15 protein-coding genes are annotated in these 17,504 nt (G+C 67.7%); 5 read left to right on the top strand and 10 right to left on the bottom strand.

What is annotated here, in order from left to right:
• Positions 1-92 precede the first annotated feature (92 nt).
• Both QM806_RS35745 and QM806_RS35740 read right to left on the bottom strand, forming a co-directional pair.
• Positions 93-2,042, bottom strand: coding sequence for a S9 family peptidase (locus tag QM806_RS35745; protein ID WP_064080121.1), 1,950 nt, complete (start codon positions 2,040-2,042; stop codon positions 93-95).
• A gap of 24 nt (positions 2,043-2,066) precedes the next feature.
• The gene (locus QM806_RS35740) at positions 2,067-3,467 is read right to left on the bottom strand and encodes a carotenoid oxygenase family protein (RefSeq protein ID WP_133986311.1); all 1,401 of its coding nucleotides are present in this window, start codon (positions 3,465-3,467) and stop codon (positions 2,067-2,069) included.
• A 150-nt stretch (positions 3,468-3,617) separates the two neighbouring features.
• On the opposite strand from QM806_RS35740, the gene QM806_RS35735 reads away from it, so the two are divergent.
• From QM806_RS35735 to QM806_RS35725, 3 genes are read left to right on the top strand one after another with little or no spacing between them, the layout of a single operon-like run.
• Entirely contained in the window at positions 3,618-4,880 is a 1,263-nt protein-coding gene (locus tag QM806_RS35735) for a pyridoxal phosphate-dependent aminotransferase (RefSeq protein WP_005238257.1), read from the top strand.
• 55 nt (positions 4,881-4,935) lie between these two features.
• A complete protein-coding gene (locus tag QM806_RS35730; protein ID WP_169695894.1) occupies positions 4,936-5,655 on the top strand; it encodes a helix-turn-helix domain-containing protein in 720 nt (239 codons plus the stop codon).
• Positions 5,652-6,080 (top strand): hypothetical protein, encoded by a 429-nt coding sequence (locus tag QM806_RS35725; protein WP_283294527.1) that lies wholly within the window; start codon positions 5,652-5,654, stop codon positions 6,078-6,080. The genes QM806_RS35730 and QM806_RS35725 overlap by 4 nt, the downstream gene beginning before the upstream one ends.
• On the opposite strand, the gene QM806_RS35720 is transcribed toward QM806_RS35725, so the two are convergent.
• From QM806_RS35720 to QM806_RS35710, 3 genes are all read right to left on the bottom strand, one after another.
• Positions 6,071-7,252 carry an MAB_1171c family putative transporter gene (locus QM806_RS35720; RefSeq protein WP_169695892.1) on the bottom strand — a complete coding sequence of 394 codons (1,182 nt, stop codon included), beginning with the start codon at positions 7,250-7,252 and terminating at the stop codon, positions 6,071-6,073. The genes QM806_RS35725 and QM806_RS35720 overlap by 10 nt on opposite strands.
• 4 nt (positions 7,253-7,256) lie before the next feature.
• Positions 7,257-7,718, bottom strand: a complete 462-nt coding sequence (locus QM806_RS35715) for a hypothetical protein (RefSeq protein WP_212636664.1) — start codon at positions 7,716-7,718, stop codon at positions 7,257-7,259.
• A 487-nt stretch (positions 7,719-8,205) separates the two neighbouring features.
• The gene (locus QM806_RS35710; protein ID WP_502943948.1) at positions 8,206-9,333 is read right to left on the bottom strand and encodes an RNA-guided endonuclease InsQ/TnpB family protein; all 1,128 of its coding nucleotides are present in this window, start codon (positions 9,331-9,333) and stop codon (positions 8,206-8,208) included.
• A gap of 262 nt (positions 9,334-9,595) precedes the next feature.
• Here QM806_RS35710 and QM806_RS35705 point away from each other — a divergent pair, with 262 nt between their 5' ends.
• Complete coding sequence (locus tag QM806_RS35705) at positions 9,596-10,891, top strand: YibE/F family protein (RefSeq protein ID WP_005253476.1); 1,296 nt, start codon at positions 9,596-9,598, stop codon at positions 10,889-10,891.
• 11 nt (positions 10,892-10,902) lie between these two features.
• Here the strand turns inward: QM806_RS35705 and QM806_RS35700 are convergent, their stop codons facing one another.
• From QM806_RS35700 to QM806_RS35685, 4 genes are all read right to left on the bottom strand, one after another.
• Positions 10,903-11,136, bottom strand: a complete 234-nt coding sequence (locus QM806_RS35700) for a hypothetical protein (protein ID WP_206033988.1) — start codon at positions 11,134-11,136, stop codon at positions 10,903-10,905.
• Positions 11,137-11,186: 50 nt separating this feature from the next.
• Positions 11,187-12,602 carry a DUF7159 family protein gene (locus tag QM806_RS35695; RefSeq protein ID WP_283294523.1) on the bottom strand — a complete coding sequence of 472 codons (1,416 nt, stop codon included), beginning with the start codon at positions 12,600-12,602 and terminating at the stop codon, positions 11,187-11,189.
• Between the two features lie 115 nt (positions 12,603-12,717).
• The gene (locus QM806_RS35690) at positions 12,718-13,683 is read right to left on the bottom strand and encodes an esterase/lipase family protein (RefSeq protein ID WP_283294521.1); all 966 of its coding nucleotides are present in this window, start codon (positions 13,681-13,683) and stop codon (positions 12,718-12,720) included.
• A 131-nt stretch (positions 13,684-13,814) separates the two neighbouring features.
• Positions 13,815-15,137 (bottom strand): UDP-glucose dehydrogenase family protein, encoded by a 1,323-nt coding sequence (locus tag QM806_RS35685; protein ID WP_005563241.1) that lies wholly within the window; start codon positions 15,135-15,137, stop codon positions 13,815-13,817.
• Between the two features lie 105 nt (positions 15,138-15,242).
• On the opposite strand from QM806_RS35685, the gene QM806_RS35680 reads away from it, so the two are divergent.
• Entirely contained in the window at positions 15,243-15,761 is a 519-nt protein-coding gene (locus tag QM806_RS35680; RefSeq protein WP_011597644.1) for an arsenate reductase/protein-tyrosine-phosphatase family protein, read from the top strand.
• Here QM806_RS35680 and QM806_RS35675 read toward each other — a convergent pair.
• Positions 15,726-17,435 carry a tyrosine-protein kinase domain-containing protein gene (locus QM806_RS35675; protein WP_169693244.1) on the bottom strand — a complete coding sequence of 570 codons (1,710 nt, stop codon included), beginning with the start codon at positions 17,433-17,435 and terminating at the stop codon, positions 15,726-15,728. The two genes, QM806_RS35680 and QM806_RS35675, sit on opposite strands and share 36 nt — an antisense overlap.
• Between the last annotated feature and the right edge of the window lie 69 nt (positions 17,436-17,504).

The raw sequence follows: 17,504 nt of genomic DNA, 5'->3' as shown, positions 1-17,504 counted from the left end.
ATACCGCGCGGTCTCTAATTCTCGGAGATCAGAGAAGAGCACAACAATTGGTTTGTTTTGTGCATCAAACCCTTCGGATTCCGGGTGGACAGTCAGCCGTTGGGCGGCCGCCAGAGTTCGAGTCGCGGAATATCCGGTGGCTCGAATCCCAATACCTGGCCGTAGAAGGACAGTTCGGCGTTGCGGGAACTGATCAGGGTGGCCAGCTTCCGGAATCCGTGCGACTCCCCCTCGTACTCGAGGTAGGCGTGCGGGATGCCCTTCTCCACGAGCGCATCCCGGAACCGTTCCGCCTGCGACGGCGGCACGATCGGATCGTCGAGCCCCTGCAGGAGCAGAACCGGGCAGTTCAGTCCGCCAACGTTGTTCAGCGGGGCACGTTCGGCGTAGAGGTCGGCCGCCTCGGGCAGCGGGCCGATCAGCCCGTCGATGTATCGGGACTCGAAGTCGTGTGTCTCCTTCACGAACCCGTCCAGTTCGGCCACCCCGAAGTAGGACGCACCGCACGCGAACACGTCCGAGGTGGTCAGCGCCGCGAGCACGGTCCACCCGCCGGCGGATCCGCCCTCGATCGCCAGCCGGCCGGGGTCCGCCATGCCCGCCTCGGCGAGGCCGGTCACCGCCGTCACCACGTCCTCGACGTCGACGACCCCCCACTGTCCCCGCAACCGGTTGCGATACTCGCGACCGTATCCCGTGGAACCGCCGTAATTCACGTCGACGACGCCGATGCCGCGGCTGGTGAAGAACGCGAACACGGGATTCAGCGAAGGCGCGACCCGCGACGTCGGTCCGCCGTGCACGAACGCCACATACGGCGGCAACTCCCCGTCCTCGCCCCGGTACCGCGGGTGACGCGGCGGGTAGGCGATCACGTGGACTTCGCGTTCGGCGCCCTGGAACGTCAACTGCCGGGCCTCGGGCAGATATGCCGCCTCGGGAAGTTCGGTGACGGACAACCGGACGGTGCGGAGTGCACCCGTGTCGAGGTCGAGTTCGCGCAGGCCCGACGGGGTCTGGGCGCCGCCGGTGAGCAGCAGGATCCGGTTGCCGTTGCGGTCCCCGAGGCCGACGCTGGTGAGCCCGTCCAGCGGGATGTCCACGAGCGAACCGGTCGCGGGATCGAGGACGGCGAGGGTGTCGGTTCCGAATGTCCGCACGGTCAGGAGCGTGCCGTCGTCGCGGCGGGTGTGCCAGCGGCCGCCGAGCATCCACAGCGCGCCGCCGAAGTCGGCGTCCATCGGGCACAACGCGACCGGGTCGGGATCGTCGATGCCGACGCGGTAGAGATTCCACCAGCCGCTGCGGTCGCTGATCGTGTACAGGTCGGTGGGACCGACCCATTCCGGTTGCAGCACCGATTCCTCGGGACCGCCGAGAAGTGTCCGCACCTTCCCTGTCACGCGGCCGCCCTCGACCGCCACGACCCTGAGCTCGGTGCCGTCCCACGGCATCTGCGGGTGATCCCACGCGATCCAGGCGAGGTGCCTGCGATCCGGGGACAGCCGCGGATTGGCCAGGAAGTCGGAGCCGGCGACGACGGACCGCACCCTATGCGGGTCGTTCGCCGCCGACCCGTCCAGCGGAATCACGCAGATGTCGCGGGAGACGCCGCCGTCCGTGTCGTGCGTCTCGCGGACGGCCCACACCTCGCCGTCGATCACCGACAGGTCGCCGTACCGCAGCGAGCAGGGCTGCGGCGGCTCCGGTGTCAGCGGCACCGGTGTCCCGCCTTCGAGCAGGTACAGACGCTGATCGCTGAACTCGGCGAACACCAGGCGGCCGGCGTCGGTGACGGTCCAGGCGCCGCCGCCGTACTCGTGAACGCGGGTGCGGGCGTTCCATGGTGCGGGCAGGACATCTTCGGGTTCGTCGTCCAGACCGAGGCGCCGCACCGCGACCCGCCCGCCTTCGCTGGGCCGCAGTTCCGACCACCACACGTCGTCGCCCACGTACCGGCCGCCCTCGACGGGGTGGCCGCTGGAGGCGAGATCCGCCGCCGCGATCGGAGAGGGCCAGGAACCGTAAGGCGCAGAGGTCATCCGCAGAGGATATTCCGCCGTCCGCTACTCCGCAGGCAGCCACGCGCCGTGAAGGCCCGCCGGAACCCGGATCGGCAGCCGCACCTTCCCGATCGGCCCCGACCCTGGGTCGTCGGCGGGCAGCACGAAGAACCAGGACGACATGTCGCCCCGGTCGGTCCCGATCATTCCCCAGTACTCGTGCTCGGCGCTGGGCATGAAGATCGGCTCACCCACCGACACACTCCCCGGATCCCAGTGCGCCTCGGTGCCGCGGGCAGTGTCGAAGAACCACAGCGAATCCTGCCGTCCCTGGCTGCGGTCGAGTTTGCCGACGGTCGCCACCGCGCGGTGCCCTCGGGTCAGCTCACGGTCGTCGACTCGCGGGAACTCGACGTCGCGGTCGCACACCACCTCTCGCGTCACCCGTCCGCTGCCGGGGTCGACGACGGCGCGAACCAGCGAGCCGAGCGACGGCTCCGGAGCCTTCGCGAACCCACCGGGGTACGTCCACTCCACGTAGTCGACGCTCACCCTCCCGTCGGGCAGATCGAAGGCGTTCGCGAAATGCCACACCCAGTAGGCATCGTGCGTCGTCCACCGGACCGGACCGCCGTCGCGGGGCACCAGCGCGATCCGCGTGCCGTCCTCGGGCCGCCAGTCGAGCACGGACCCGCCGGTCAGCACGGCGGCGATGTCGAAGACCAGCGGGCACAGCATCAGAACGATGTAGCGCTCGGTCAGTGCCATGTCGTGGATCATCAGCGGCGTGTCCGCACCCGCGACCGGCGTCGGTGTCCGCGCGACCGAACCGTCGGGGTTCACCACCGACCACGTCAGGTACGGGGCGTCGAGCATGTAATTGAACAGCACCATCTGTCCGGTGACCGGGTCGATCTTGGGGTGCGCGGTGCTCCCCACACCCATGGCGCCGTCGCAGTTCTCCCGCCCCAGCGTGCTCAGGTCGGCGGGGTCGAGGCGGAACGGCAGCGTGGTCTCGGCCATCGCGAGCAGCCGCCCGCCGTGCCGGACGATGTTGATGTCGGGCAGCTCGCGCGACGTGCCCGCGAGGCCGGGCCCTACTTCGTCCTCCGTCGGCGTGTAGAGGTCGGTAACCCCGGGCCAGATGACGTGCCCGGCCTTCTCCTCCGCCTGCACCATCGGGGTTCGGACGAAGCGGTTGGTGTACCGGGCGGCACCGTCGGCGACTTCGATTCGGTGGACCATGCCGTCGCCGTCGAGCGGGTAGACGTACGTCCCGATCGGATCGAATCGGGGGTTGGGCCCGTTGCGCAGATAGGCGCCGTGAAGATCGGCGGGTAGTTCGCCGATCACCTCGAGATCCCGAACGTCCACCTCCTCCCGTTGCGGCGCGAACACCCCGACGAGATGGCTGTGGTGCGCGATGTCGACGGGTCCGGGGCGACGGGATACCGGTGCTGACATGTGCGTCATTCCCTCCGGGCGCGGTGAATGCGAGACGGATCCGACCCCCTCTCGAGGGTACGACGGGCACCTGCGCGGGCGGGGTGTTTCCACGACGCGACGGCGGTCTGATACCCACCAGTAGAAATCGGGTTGCCCGGGAGTGGGAGAATGACGCTCGTGAGCAACCCAGACCACGGCCATCACCGCATGCCGCACCGCAAGCTGGAGCAGTCCACCAAGCTTCAGAACGTGCTCTACGAGATTCGTGGACCGGTACATGCCCACGCCGCCCGGCTGGAGGCGGAAGGCCACCGGATCCTCAAGCTCAACATCGGCAACCCCGCGCCGTTCGGTTTCGACGCGCCCGACGTGATCATGCGCGACATGATCGCAGCGCTCCCGTACGCGCAGGGGTACTCCGAGTCCAAGGGCATCCTGTCGGCGCGGCGCGCGATCGTCACCCGCTACGAGCTGGTCGCCGGGTTCCCCGAACTCGACGTCGACGACATCTATCTGGGCAACGGTGTGTCCGAGCTCATCACGATGACTATGCAGGCGCTCCTCGACAACGGCGACGAGGTGCTGATCCCGGCACCGGACTACCCGCTGTGGACGGCGATGACGAGCCTCGCCGGCGGCACCCCGGTGCATTACCTGTGCGACGAGGGCAACGACTGGAACCCCGACATCGCGGACATCGAGTCGAAGATCACCGACAAGACCAAGGCGCTGCTGGTCATCAACCCGAACAATCCGACGGGTGCGGTGTACTCGATGGAGGTGCTGCAGCAGCTCGTCGACCTGGCGCGCAAGCATCAGCTGCTGCTTCTCGCGGACGAGATCTACGACAAGATCCTCTACGACGACGCCAAGCACATCTCACTGGCGACGCTGGCCCCGGACTTGCTGTGCCTGACGTTCAACGGCCTGTCGAAGGCGTACCGCGTCGCCGGCTACCGGTCCGGTTGGGTGGCCATCACGGGCCCGAAGGAGCACGCCGCGGGTTTCCTCGAGGGACTCGACCTGCTCGCGTCGACGCGTCTGTGCCCGAACGTGCCCGGGCAGCACGCCATCCAGGTGGCGCTCGGTGGGCACCAGAGCATCGAAGACCTGATCCTGCCGGGTGGTCGACTGCTCGAGCAGCGTGATGTGGCCTGGGAACGCCTCAACATGATTCCCGGTGTCTCCTGCGTGAAGCCGAAGGGCGCGCTGTACGCATTCCCCCGCCTCGACCCGAACGTGTACGAGATCTACGACGACGAGAAGCTGGTCCAGGACCTTCTACTGCAGGAGAAGATCCTGATGGTGCAGGGCACCGGATTCAACTGGCCCGACCATGATCACCTCCGCATCGTGACGTTGCCGTGGGCGCGTGATCTCGCTGTCGCCATCGAGCGGTTCGGAAATTTCCTCACCAGCTACAAGCAGTAGGATCGAGACACAGCAAGCGACACGCGCGTCGCTTGCGTGTCTCCTGGGGGAAAGAATGGTCACCAGCACCCGCGCGCGTTTCGGACAATTCGTCCATCGACGACGGCGTTTGCTGAACCTCACACAGGACGAGGTCACGGCCGCGGGTGGCCCGTCCGACGCAGCTCAGACGCGCGCCGAGAACGGGACCGGCCCGGATCCGAGCATCGAGACCCTCCGCAAACTGGACGTCGCGCTCCGCTGGGCTCCGGGCAGCGCGGCTCGCACTCTCGACGGTGGTCATCCGACTCCGCTCGAGGCGCTCGACGGGGAGGACCGGTCACCGACCTCGCGCCCGCTGACGCTCGGGCCGTCGGAGATTCCGCTGGATCTGGACACGATCATCGAGATCCTGGGGCCGCACACCCAGATCACCAAGCTGAGCGCGGCGCACCCCGAGGTTCCGGGGCTGGCCGAAGCGGCGGGCGAACTGAGCCGGGTGGTCTCGAAGATCACCGGCGCGTACGTGACGCGGTTGCTGGAAGTCAACGGAGGCCCGGCCGGGCCGCGCCAGCCGCTGGTCGAATTCGCGTTCGGCCACCTGCTCGAGGAACCGTCCACGGTCACCGACCCACGTGAACTGGAGGAAGCACGGTATCGCCGTTTCCTCTACGGCCGGGGAGAGGGCCTCGACGCGGCCACCCGGGAGCGCTTCTGGCGTCGATGGGAGGACGCGGTGAAACTCGTGGCCACCGAGGATCCCGAGCGCAGCGGAGACGCGGAGGTGAACGCATGAACGGCGTGCCGCTGTCCATGCGGGTCAACCGCCTCTTCTCGCTGGCCCACGACCTCGACGGTCCCGAACCGGGCGAAGACACCGTCGCCGCGAGTGTGTCGCGGATACTCGGCCGTGCCGTCGAGCCGTCCGAGATCGAGTCCCTGCGCAGGAACGATCACCACGCGCCCGAGCCCGACGTCCTGCGGGCGGTCGCACAGCACTTCCACGCCCCCGAGCAGTACCTCGCCGCCGACGGCTACCACGACTACGACACGCTGGTCCGCTTCAAGATCGCGGTCCGTGAGGCCGGTGTCCGGCACCTGTCGATGCGATCGCTCGACGCATCCGCGGAGCCGACCACCGCGGAAATGGAATCGCTGATTCCCCTTCTGGAGAATCTGCGGCAGAGTCACGGTCCGGCGCTGGATCCTCGTCAGACCTGAGCGGGAACGCGCGCCGACCGGTCCGCGGGGCCGCCGAACTGAGGGAGGCGACGCGCCCACAGTTCGGCCGCCAGATGCTCGGCGTCCCGCCAGTGATCGGCCAGCCGGGCCAGCTCCCACGGTTCGCCGCCGACGTCGGTCGTGAACAGGTGGGCCGTCCCGCCCGTGCCGTGCGCCCGGTGACCGGCCCTGCGAGCCAGGCACGCGAGGTGCAGCCGCGTCGCCGTGACCACGGGCGGTGCGGTGCCGGAATGCCCGCCGAGTTCGAACACCACGTGTCGGTCGAGGATCATGATCGCGTCGCGGATCTCGACGCTCATGCGGTCGAGGCGGCTCCGGGCCGACAGTGCCCGGCGATCCGCCGGTCGCAGTTCCAGGACCACTTCGGGCACCGCACCGGTCAGGGTCCGCCACATCGGTTGCAGACGCCGGGTGACTTGCCGTGACCGCCACCGGTGACCGAGCGCCCGTACCACCGGTCCGACCGAGATGAGCGCGCCCGCCGACACGACGAGCAGGCGGATGAACGCCCCCGAGTCGCTGTGCGATTCGGTCAGGGCGTTGTCTTCGCTGACCGCGTTGACCACGCCGGTCGTCACGACGACTCCCATGTCGAACACCTCGAACAACGACAGGGCGATGACCGCGAGAAACACCCGGCGCTCGCGTCCCGGTTTTGCGCTGCGCACGGCCTTCAGCGAGATCCACAGGTTGAGCAGGGCGACGGACAGGATCGGAACCGCGTACGTGATGCAGTACGCCGCGAAGGGCCAGCCGCCCTCGTCGGCTATGGCGACGCCCCGCGATCGCGCCGGCGTGCTCAGGCCGATCAGGATTGCCCCCGCGACGGCACACATCGACAGCGAGACGACGTGGATCCGGGGAAGGCGCGCCGGGCCGAGTGCCCACGCGGAGAAGAGGCTGATCAGCGACGCCGCGGTGAGGATGATGCAGACGTTACTGAGGGTGTTCGCGAACCCGTACCCGAACCAGCGGTCGAGCCAGATCTGTGCCAGTGACCGCTGGAGGACCAGGGAGAGGGATGCGAAGACGAGGGCGGCGTTCATCCGGCGTTCGGCGACAGTCGACCGGACCAGAGCCAGGCGCAGGAGAGTCGTTCCCCAGACGACGGCCAGGAGCGGCCAGCTCACATAGGTGGGCGGTTCGTACACGGCGTCAGAACGTTCCGAGCATCCGCGACACCCGTGCGTCACCGACGGTGTCGTCGCTCGTCCCCGCTCGACGACCCGCCATGATCAGGGTGGCGAGAAGTTCCGCCTCGTATTCCTCGTCGTTCGAGTAATTGGACCGGCCGAGCATTTTGACCACGCGCGCCGTGTCGACCGTTGGCGCGGCGACCGACAAGGCCGTCGAATCGACGGTGGTGTCCCCGATCGTGTCGCGGTCGTGGCCGAGCTCCATGTGTGCCAGTTCGTGGCAGATGATGTGGGTGGCGTGCACGTCCGACGTCCCTGCTGCGTACAGGATCACGTCGTCCTCGGCCCGTGCGAGCCAGAGACCGGAATGACCGCCCTGGACGAGGGCGTGCGAGACCGGGACCAGGTGAATCGGGCGCCCGCGCCGGGCCGCGACGCCGTCGACGAGCTGATCCCTGTTCCAGGGCACGGGAATAGCCATCTCCGCCACGATCCGGCGAAGATGGTTGCTGGATCGCGACTGCCGCGAGATTCGCACTGGAACACCTCCGAACGGCCATAATCCTAGGCCGTCGGGGTACGAGGTCACGACATGTGGGCGATTTCACCTACCCGGTTGACGAATACCCCTACCGTGTCGGTAGATTGGCTACCGGCACCTCGAGTGCCTCGAGCACCTGTCGCCCCTCCCCCCTGTGGGCGCCAGGTTGGTGGCGGGGTCAACCCCCCCTGTACCCCGCCACCCAGCTCGGCAAATCTCTCCACGCAGCGGCTCTGCGTCCGCGGAACACACCCCTCGTTCGGAGTTCCGGACCACCCCTGCGTGGAGTTCGGCGTTCGCTGCAGATTAGCTGCTGCGTGCCATGCTTCGATATCTATTGACGTCCTCTCGGCCGTGAACGACCGAGATTCCCCTCAAGACTCGCGTCCCGAGGTTCCTGTTTCACCGACAGTTGCCTCCCCACACTTTATGTGCGGGGCGGTCTCACACCATCTCCGCAGGCTGCCACCGTCAGTCCGACGGCCAAAATGTTCTTCGCCGCGTTCACATCCCGATCATGGACGGCGCCGCATCGGCACGCCCACTCCCGCACGTTCAGCGGCATCGTCGAGGCGATCGCCCCACACACCGAGCAGGCCTTCGACGACGGAAAGAACCGGTCGATCACCACCACCCGCCGCCCGTACCAGTCGGCCTTGTACTCGAGCATCGACCGAAACTCGGACCAACTCGCATCCGAGATCGCCCGAGACAACGACCGATTCTTGACCATGTTCCGCACACTCAGATCCTCGATGGCGATCACTTGATTTTCGCGCACCAGCCGAGTGGAGAGTGTGTGCAGATAATCGCGACGCCGATCGGCGATCCGGCCATGAATCTTCGCGACCTTCAGTCGGGCCTTGGCCCGGTTACGGGATCCCTTCTTCTTCTTGGCCAGCACCCGCTGCGCCTTCGCCAGCCGCTCACGGTCCGTGCGCTCATGACGCGGGTTGGTGATCTTCTCCCCCGTCGAGAGCGTGTAGAGGCTGGTGATCCCGGCGTCGAGCCCGACCACCCGATCCGTCGACGGGGGCTCGGTGATCGTGTCCTCGACGAGGATCGAGATGTGGTACTGACCGCGAGCGTTGCGCGACACCGTCACCTGCGACGGCACGGCCCCCTCCGGTAACGGCCTCGACCATCGAATGTCCAGGGGTTCGGACTGCTTGGCCAACCGGATCTGCCCGCCGCGGTAGGTGAAGCAGTTCGAGTAGTAGGTCGCCGAATCCTTCGACCGGCCCTTCCTCTTGAATTGCGGGTAGCGGGACTGCTTGCGCCAGAACCTGTCGAACGCGCCCTGCAACTGCCGCAGCGCCTCCTGCAACGGCCCCTTCGACGGCTCCGACAACCACTCGGTCTCGGTGTCCCGTTTCCATCCGGTGAGCATCTTCGAGGTGTCCGCGTAGGTGACCCGCCGCCGCTCCTGCAACCAGGCACGCGAGCGCTCGGCCAACGCCCGGTTGTAGACATACCGGGTGCACCCGAACGGCCGAGCAAGCTGTTCCGCCTGCACCGCAGTCGGATAGAAACGGTACTTGAACGCCCGCTTCACCACCCTCCCCGCCATGACCCAGACACTAGCCACACAGTCCGACATAACCAGATCGGCTCTCCGGACCTGAAGGACCGGGTTTGCGCCGAAAGACTCACGGATCACACCGGCGACATATAAGCGACACGAGAGCAATACGAGCCTGACATCGTGGCAACACTGGCACCGCACGCCACTTCCGTCGCAGCGTCGCCGGTCCCCGTCCGACTACCCTGTCGTGCGTGCCGAGACAATCCCCCCAGCAGCCGACGCGACGCGGCCGATGAGCGAATTCCACGGACACGGACACGGCCACGGCCACAGCGAGGGACCGGCCCCGATGGGACCTGTGGCCGCCAAGGTGGTCGTCGGACTCCTCGTCGCCATCGGCGTCGCGGTGCTCATCGGCGCCATCGCGTTGTGGCCCGGCAAGCCGAGCGTCGACGTCGAACAGCCCTTCCAGAGCGCCCAGGGCGGTGCAGTCGTCACGGAGTCGGGCACGGTCACGATGCAGAACATCGGCGACTGTGGAAGTCCGTCGGCCGGGCGCGTCTTCACCGGCACCCCGTTGCCGCCGCCGGCCGGCGCGTACGAATGCCAGCGCAGCATCGTCGACATCGAGTCCGGTCCCAACACCGGTACCCAGACGCTGCTCGAGATCATTCCCGGCCCCGGGCAGCCCGACCTCCGGGTGGGCGAGAAAATCCGGCTGTCCCGTCAGACGGACGTGAACGGCACCACGGAGTATTCGTTCGAGGACTATGCGCGCGGCCTGCCCGTCACCCTCATTGCCCTCGCGTTCGCCGTCGTCGTGATCGCGGTCGCGCGGTGGCGCGGATTCCGGGCACTCGTCGGCATCGTCGTCTCGTTCGGCGTGCTCGTTCTGTTCACGCTCCCGGCCCTGCTGGACGGACAACCCGCGATCCCGGTGGCCCTCGTCTCCGGCGCCGTGATCCTGTATGCCGTCCTGTATCTCGCGCACGGTGTCTCCCTGCGAACGAGTTCGGCGTTGCTGGGCACTCTCGCGTCGATGCTGGTGGCGGCGATCCTCTCCTACGCCACCATCGAGATGACTCGTCTGACAGGGCTTTCCGAGGAACAGAACACCAACGTCCAGACGTACATACAGCACGTCAGCATCACCGGACTCCTGCTCGCCGGCTTCATCATCGGCTCACTGGGTGTGCTCAACGATGTCACCATCACGCAGGCGGCGTCCGCGTTCGAACTGGCGTCGCTGGACCCCGACGCCTCCCGGCGTCAGATCTTCGGTTCGGCGATGCGCGTCGGACGCGATCACATCGCCAGCACCGTCTACACCCTGGTCCTCGCATATGCCGGCGGGGCGTTGCCGCTGCTGTTGCTGTTCAGTGTGGCGGGGCGGTCGATCCAGGACGTGCTGCTCAGCGATGCCGTGGCCATCGAGATCGTGCGTTCGGCGGTCGGTGGCATCGCCCTGGCACTGTCGGTTCCGCTGACCACCGCGATCGCGGTGATGTTGGCGCGGCCGATCGGCGCGGGTCCTTCCGGCAGCGCGCCCGCGGTCAAGCCGTCACGGGGTGGCCGCCATTCCAAGTAGCGCGGCGACCGCTAGCTGAAGACGCCGAACTCCCGCAGGACGATGAAGATGATGGCGATGACCATCAGCGCGTAGACGGTCAGCATCGTCACTTTGGCCGCATGCTCGCTGGTGGGCGGGAACATCTTCAGGATCGGCTTGGAATATGCGACGAGCCTGCGCGTTTCTGCCGGCGCGGCCGCCGAAGGCCTGGGAACGTTGGGAGTGCTGTGGAACTCCGCTGGATTTGCAGTCACTGCACACATCCTCTCTACGCCGGAACCATTCCCATCGTAGGCCCGGAGATCGGCGGCGACTACGTTCCGGGGAACCTGGGAAGTTCGGGCAGTTGGAACTGCGGCAGCTGGATCTGCGGCAGACCGGGGAACACCGGCACGGGCGGTGGGGGCGGCGGGGCGGGCTCCGGCTCCGGAATCCGGATTTGCGACGCCGTCTGGATCGGCGCTTCGACGGCCTCGGACGGAGGCGGCGGGAGCGTCGCCGGCGACGGCGTGGCCACCTCGGTCATGACCGGCGACTCGGTGGTGAGTTGTGTGGTCACCGGCTGCGACGAGCCCTCGGTGCGTGCCAACAGGTTCTTGCCGTACCCGAGTCCGAGACCGATCACCGCCACCACGGCGAGCGCGCTGCCCGCCAGCGCGGCCCCCCGGATCTGGGGCTTGGCCACCTGCTGACTCGGCGGCGGCGCCGCGGCGCTCAGCCAGGACGGAGTACTCGACGGCGCACCGGTGCGTGCGACGGTCGCGCTCGGCGCCTGGTAGGTGGATACGACTGCGTCCGGTGCGGAGTGCGGCGTGTATGGCGGCGGGAGGACCCTGGCGACCTCGGCGGGTGGCGGCACCACCTGCTGGGCAAGCAGCGCAGCACCCTGTGCCGCAACGAGTTCGGGGTGATCAGGAACGACGACCGGCAACCCGAGCCACGACTGCAGCACCGACCGCACCAGAGGGATGCGTGCACCGCCGCCGATGAGCACCACGGCATCGGGGGTTCGTCCCGACTTCGTGATCACATCGCGGGCGAGGCGCGCCGACGATTCGACGGTGACACCGATCAGCGCGTCGAAGACGTCACGGGACAGCAACAGCAGCCCGCCGTCGCCGGGCACCGCGACGGCGCCGCCGGTGGAGAGCCGCTCTTTCGCCTCACGACAGCGGAGGTCGAGCGCGAGGCCGGCGGCCGCGTCGCCGGGCTCCTCGATCCGCTTGTTCTCCAACTGGTTGTCGCGGATCAGCCGGTCGAAGACGTCTCCGCTCACCGCGTCGGTGCGGACCGTCTCCACCACCTCCCCCGTCGCCCGGTCGACGACGCTCACGGTGAGCCCGGAGCTGCCCAGGTCGTAGAACACGAGCGTCGCATGGTCACCGAGGGCGCCCGAGACGTCGAGGAACTTCAACGCCGCCGAGGCTTCGGTGACGAGCTGGTAGTTGGCGAGTTGCTGCCGGGTCATCGCCGCCTGGACGGCGTCTGCCTGGGCTTCGTCGCGGTAGGCGACCCCGGTGGCGCGGACCGGCCCGGCGTCGGGCGCCCCGGCGAGGACGACGCCGATCGATTCGGCGGCAAGTTCCTCCGGCAGGTCCCACCCTGCGGCGACGACCTGGGCCCGGAAATCGGGGACGTGCCTGCTCCCGGCGTCGTCACGGTTCACGGAGTCGGGTCGCGCCAAGCGCACAGCGCTCGCACCGACCGACACACCTAGAACCGAACTCATGGGCCGCCTGACTCGACTGTGCACGGGTTCGATCCGGAATCCCCCCACTCCATGGCCCGCAGTCTAGCGAAGCGGTCCGACGGGGCAACCGAGCAACCGTTCGGCGAGAGGCAACTCAGAAGTTGCTCGCGATGATCACTCCCGCGATGCCCGTGCCCAGCGGCACGAACCTGCAGGGCGGCACGATCGTGTGTTCAGGATCGAGCGTGTTGAGAACCAGTTGCTGGGAGAACGGATCGTAGGGCAGGTTGAAATGGCCGGTCTGATCGATCGGGCACAGGTCCTGGACGAGGATGTTGGTGGCGCCGGGGTCGTGCAGCGCGACGTTGGTGTACGGCTGGATCACCTCGTCGTACCGCGTCCCGATCGTGGTGTATTCGACGCCGGGAACGGTGTCACCGCCGGCGTTGAGGGCGGTGAGGAACGGCGATCCCTGCACCTGCTCGGCGAGGGCCTCCGAACCGATCCCCACTATCAACTCGCTGCCCCCGGGGACCGACGTCACCGCCGTCGCGATCCCGAAGAACGTCCCACCGTAGGTCGGGGACGCCAGACCGATCCACCGGCTCACGTGGGCCGCGCCGCCGAGCCTGTTGATGTAGTACCGGGCCACCGTCGCGCCCTGCGAGTGCCCGATCACGTCGACCTTCGAGGCGCCCGTGGCAGACAGCACCTGGGCGACGAAACCGTCGAGTTCGTGCGCCCCCTCGGCCATTGTTTCCATCCCATAGTGTTCGGTGCCCGGTCTCTGCCCGTAGTTGAGGGCGAACAGGCAGTAGCCCGCGGCCTTCAGTTTCGGGCTCAGCCCGGCCCAGTTCGCGTAGGCACTGCCGTCGCTGCCGTGGACGAGCACGACCGGACGGGGGTGGGAGGCGTCGGGGTGGCAGGTGAAGTCGTTGACACCCGGAGGGGCGGAATGTGGATGCTGCTTCGCGTACGAGATGGCCGCGCCGGCGTCGGATTGCGCCGGCCCCGGCAGGGTCGGGACCTCCGCCGCCCGAGCGGGGGCGACACCGAGCGCACAGACACAGGCAACGGCAGCCAGGAGTGCGAGTCGGGATCCGTGACGTGCCTTCGACATCGCCAGCCCTCCGTTGCGATTGAGGCTGACGCTACCGGTCCGGCAATCGCGGCGGGCGATCTTTCGCAGCTGTTACCGAACCGCGCGGTCCGATCCGTTCGGTGACCCGGTCGCAACCTGCGCGTCGCAGGTCAGCCCCTGCCCAGCCCCCGGTAGACCCACCCGGCGGCGCGCCAGTCCGCGGCGTCGAGACAGTTGCGGCCGTCGACCATCACCCGGGCCCGGACCACGTCGTTCAGATCCTCCGGTTTCAGGGCCGCGAACTCCGCCCACTCGGTGAGCAGAAGCACGGCGTCGGCGTTGTCGCACGCCTCGACCGCCGATGTCGCGTAGTTCAGCGTCGGGAACAGCCTTCGTGAGTTGTCCAGGGCTTTCGGGTCGTAGACGCTGACCACTGCCCCGTGCAACTGCATCATTCCCGCGACGTTGAGTGCCGGCGAATCACGGACGTCGTCGGATTCGGGCTTGAACGCCGCGCCGAGCACGGCGACGTTGGCGCCGAGCAGCGAACCTCCGCACACCTGCGCCGCCAACTCCACCATCCGGGTGCGACGCCGCATGTTGATGCTGTCGACCTCCCGGAGGAAGTGCAGTGCCTGGTTCGCGCCCAGCTCGCCCGCCCGCGCCATGAACGCGCGGATGTCCTTGGGCAGGCAGCCGCCGCCGAAGCCGAGACCGGCGTTGAGGAAGCGCCGGCCGATCCGCGCGTCGTAGCCCAGGGCGTCGGCGAGTTGGGTGACGTCGGCGCCGGTGGCCTCGCAGACCTCGGAGATGGCGTTGATGAAGGAGATCTTGGTGGCGAGGAACGCGTTGGCCGAGACCTTCACCAGTTCCGCGGTGGCGAGGTCGGTGACCAGGAACGGAATGTCCTCGCCGAGCAGGCGGGCATACAGCTCGCGTAACTCGGTCTCCGCGCGTCCGGGGCGCTGGCGGTCCACTCCCAGCACCATCCGGTCGGGGTGCAGGGTGTCCTCGACGGCGAAGCCCTCCCGCAGGAACTCCGGATTCCACGCCACTTCCACGGCGTCCCCCGCCGGGGCGAGCGCCCGGGCCCGCGCACCCAGATCCGCCGCCGTCCCGACGGGAACTGTCGACTTGCCGACGATGACGGCGGGACGATCGAGCAGCGGCGCGAGAGTGTCGATCACCGAATGCACGTGCCGCAGGTCCGCCGCGTACTCACCCTTCTTCTGCGGGGTGCCGACACCGAGAAAGTGGAGGTCGGCGAACTCGGCGGCCTCGCTGTACGACGTGGTGAAGTGCAGTCGGCCGGCGTCGATGTTCCGGCGCAGAACCTCCCCCAGCCCGGGCTCGTAGAACGGGACCTCCCCGGAGGAGAGCTTCGCCACTTTTCCGGGATCGATGTCGACGCCCAGGACGTCGTGACCCAGTTCCGCCATACAGGCGGCGTGGGTGGCTCCCAGGTATCCGGTTCCAAACACGGTGCAGCGCATGCACCCTTGATAACCAGTGCAGGTGAGCGCGATATTTACCCGACTGATGCTCGAAGCCAACAGTGCGTGTACGAACGGTGCGGGGCGAGACCCTATGCTTCGCCCATGCATGTTCTCTTCGTCTGCACCGGAAACGTCTGTCGCTCCCCAACGGCTGAGCGCCTCGCAGTGGCATACGCCGAGGAGCTCGGGATCACCGATCTGACTGCCGAAAGTGCAGGTACCCGCGCCGCGGTCGGACGCCCGATGGAACCGACGGCCGCGCAAGTCCTCGAAGGGCTCGGCGGTGATCCGAGCGATTTCACCGCGCGGATGCTCACCGCCGATCTGGCGGCGGATGCCGATCTGGTGTTGACGATGACCGAGCGTCAGCGCGAGAAGGTGCTGGCGCTGGCCCCGGAGCAGCTGAAGAAGACGTTCACGCTCCGGGAGGCGGCGCGGCTCGCGGAAGCAGCGGATGCGAAGTCGGTGGCCGACCTGGCTGCGGCACGTCCCAAACACAAGGCCGACGAGACCCCGGAAGACGTTCCGGACCCGATGGGGCAGGACGAGGACACCTTCCTCACCATCGGGTCCGAGATCGCCGATCTACTGGGTGTGGTCGCGCGGAGCGTCCGTCTCTGACCAGGCTTCCTGGTCGTCGCGGTAGCGGCGGGTGCGTCTCGGTGCGGGGGGCACCGGCGCGCCCGCCTGCTGCTCGTTGCCGTAGTGGTCGGGACCGCCGTACCACTGCTGACTCTGGTCGCCCTGGTAGGCCGGGGCGCCCTGATAGGAGGGGACTTCCTGCTGATCTCCCCCGTTCGGACCGTACTGGTGCGGCGGGTGCTCGTCGCGAACGTACGGGGCCGGCTGCTGAGGTGCCGGCTGCTGGGGTGCCTGGTGCTGAGGGGGCTGCTGCTGCACGGGCGGCTGCACGGCGGCGGCCTGCTGCATCTGCGGCAGAGACTTGTCGGTCTCGTAGTAGTACTTGTACTCGTAGACGCCCCGCCCGCGGCTCGGTGTCATCGTGATGATCGTTCCGAGGATGGTTGCCCCCACGCTGTGCAAGTTGCCCACCGCCCTCGACAGCTGATCCCGCTTGGTCTCGGCGTGCCGTGCGATGACCAGCGCGCCGTCCGACATCGCGGTCAGGACGGTCGCGTCGGTGACCGGCAGCAGCGGTGACGCGTCGACGATCACGTAGTCGAAACGCCCCCGCAGATCGGCCAGCACCTGGCGGGCCGTCTCCGTTCCGAGGAGCTCACTCGGGTTCGGCGGGATCGGTCCGGATGCCAGGACCGTGAGACCCGAGTACTGCGTCGGCTGGAGCACGGCGTCGAGATCGGCCTTGCCAGCCAGCACACTGCTGAGACCGACGGAACCGACGACGCCGAGGTACTTCGACACCCGCGGCTTGCGGAGGTCACCCTCGACCAGGCACACGTTCTGACCGCCCTCCGCCAGCACGAGGGCGATGTTGATGGCGGTCGTGGTCTTGCCCTCGGTGGGCAGCGAACTGGTGACGACGATGACACGCGGCGGGTTGTCGACCTCGAGGAACTGGAGGTTGGTGCGCAGCTCCCGGTAGGACTCGGCGCTCGAGGAGTTGCCTTCGGCGAAGTTGATGGCCTGCTGCGTCTGCCGCTCCTTGTCGAACGGGATGGTGCCGATCAGTGCGGACCCGGCCAGCTCCTCGACGGTGCGCCGATCCTTGACGGTGTTGTCGAGGCGATCACGCAGGACTGCCAGCGCGAGACCGAGCAGCAAGCCCACCGCCGCACCCAGCGCCAGGTTCCGCGTGGTCTTCGGGGAGACCGCCACCGACGGGGTCTGAGCCTGCTGCTCGACGACGACGCGCGCCGCCGGTGCGCCCCCTCGCTCGGGCGTCTCCAATTCTCGTGCCATGACGACGAACTCGTCGGATAGGGCATTGGCGATGTCGCGGGCGCGTTCCGGCGACGGATCCTGCACCTTGACGTCGATCAGCACCGTGTCCGGCGCCGAGCTGGCCTTCACTTGCGATGCGAGTGCGGGCGCCGTCATGTCGAGGCCGAGCTTGTCGATGGTTCGCTGCGCAAGATTTTCACCGGTGAGCAGCTTGGTATACGACGTCACTCGCTGCTGCGAGAACAGATTGCCCTGGTATATCTCGTTGACTGATGCCCCGGACGACGTGGACACGAACATGCGGGTCGACGCCTCGTACATCGGCGTGGTGAGCAGTGATGCTCCCAGCGCGCCGAGAATAGCAACTACGGTCGTCACGGCGATGATTTTCCATCGTGCTTGCAGTATCCGCAGGTAGTCTTGTATTTCCATTATCGAGTCTCCCATCGACTTCACGCTCGGGGCTTGCGTGATCGTGCTGTCATCTACTTCGTTTCGACC

Origin of the sequence: Rhodococcus sp. IEGM 1351 (assembly GCF_030056875.1) — a bacterium.
Classification (GTDB): Bacteria; Actinomycetota; Actinomycetes; order Mycobacteriales; family Mycobacteriaceae; genus Rhodococcus_F; species Rhodococcus_F opacus.
Note: the sequence above shows the minus strand (reverse complement) of the source record. Positions and strands in the feature narration are given on the sequence as shown.

What these genes read in the sequence shown, in the direction of transcription:
- QM806_RS35695 (WP_283294523.1), bottom strand. Translation starts at nt 12,602, where the DNA reads ATGAGTTCGGTTCTAGGTGTGTCGGTCGGTGCGAGCGCTGTGCGCTTG.
- QM806_RS35730 (WP_169695894.1), top strand. Translation starts at nt 4,936, where the DNA reads ATGGTCACCAGCACCCGCGCGCGTTTCGGACAATTCGTCCATCGACGA.
- QM806_RS35680 (WP_011597644.1), top strand. Translation starts at nt 15,243, where the DNA reads ATGCATGTTCTCTTCGTCTGCACCGGAAACGTCTGTCGCTCCCCAACG.
- QM806_RS35700 (WP_206033988.1), bottom strand. Translation starts at nt 11,136, where the DNA reads ATGTGTGCAGTGACTGCAAATCCAGCGGAGTTCCACAGCACTCCCAAC.
- QM806_RS35675 (WP_169693244.1), bottom strand. Translation starts at nt 17,435, where the DNA reads ATGGAAATACAAGACTACCTGCGGATACTGCAAGCACGATGGAAAATC.
- QM806_RS35715 (WP_212636664.1), bottom strand. Translation starts at nt 7,718, where the DNA reads ATGGCTATTCCCGTGCCCTGGAACAGGGATCAGCTCGTCGACGGCGTC.
- QM806_RS35685 (WP_005563241.1), bottom strand. Translation starts at nt 15,137, where the DNA reads ATGCGCTGCACCGTGTTTGGAACCGGATACCTGGGAGCCACCCACGCC.
- QM806_RS35705 (WP_005253476.1), top strand. Translation starts at nt 9,596, where the DNA reads ATGAGCGAATTCCACGGACACGGACACGGCCACGGCCACAGCGAGGGA.
- QM806_RS35740 (WP_133986311.1), bottom strand. Translation starts at nt 3,467, where the DNA reads ATGTCAGCACCGGTATCCCGTCGCCCCGGACCCGTCGACATCGCGCAC.
- QM806_RS35735 (WP_005238257.1), top strand. Translation starts at nt 3,618, where the DNA reads ATGACGCTCGTGAGCAACCCAGACCACGGCCATCACCGCATGCCGCAC.
- QM806_RS35745 (WP_064080121.1), bottom strand. Translation starts at nt 2,042, where the DNA reads ATGACCTCTGCGCCTTACGGTTCCTGGCCCTCTCCGATCGCGGCGGCG.
- QM806_RS35690 (WP_283294521.1), bottom strand. Translation starts at nt 13,683, where the DNA reads ATGTCGAAGGCACGTCACGGATCCCGACTCGCACTCCTGGCTGCCGTT.
- QM806_RS35725 (WP_283294527.1), top strand. Translation starts at nt 5,652, where the DNA reads ATGAACGGCGTGCCGCTGTCCATGCGGGTCAACCGCCTCTTCTCGCTG.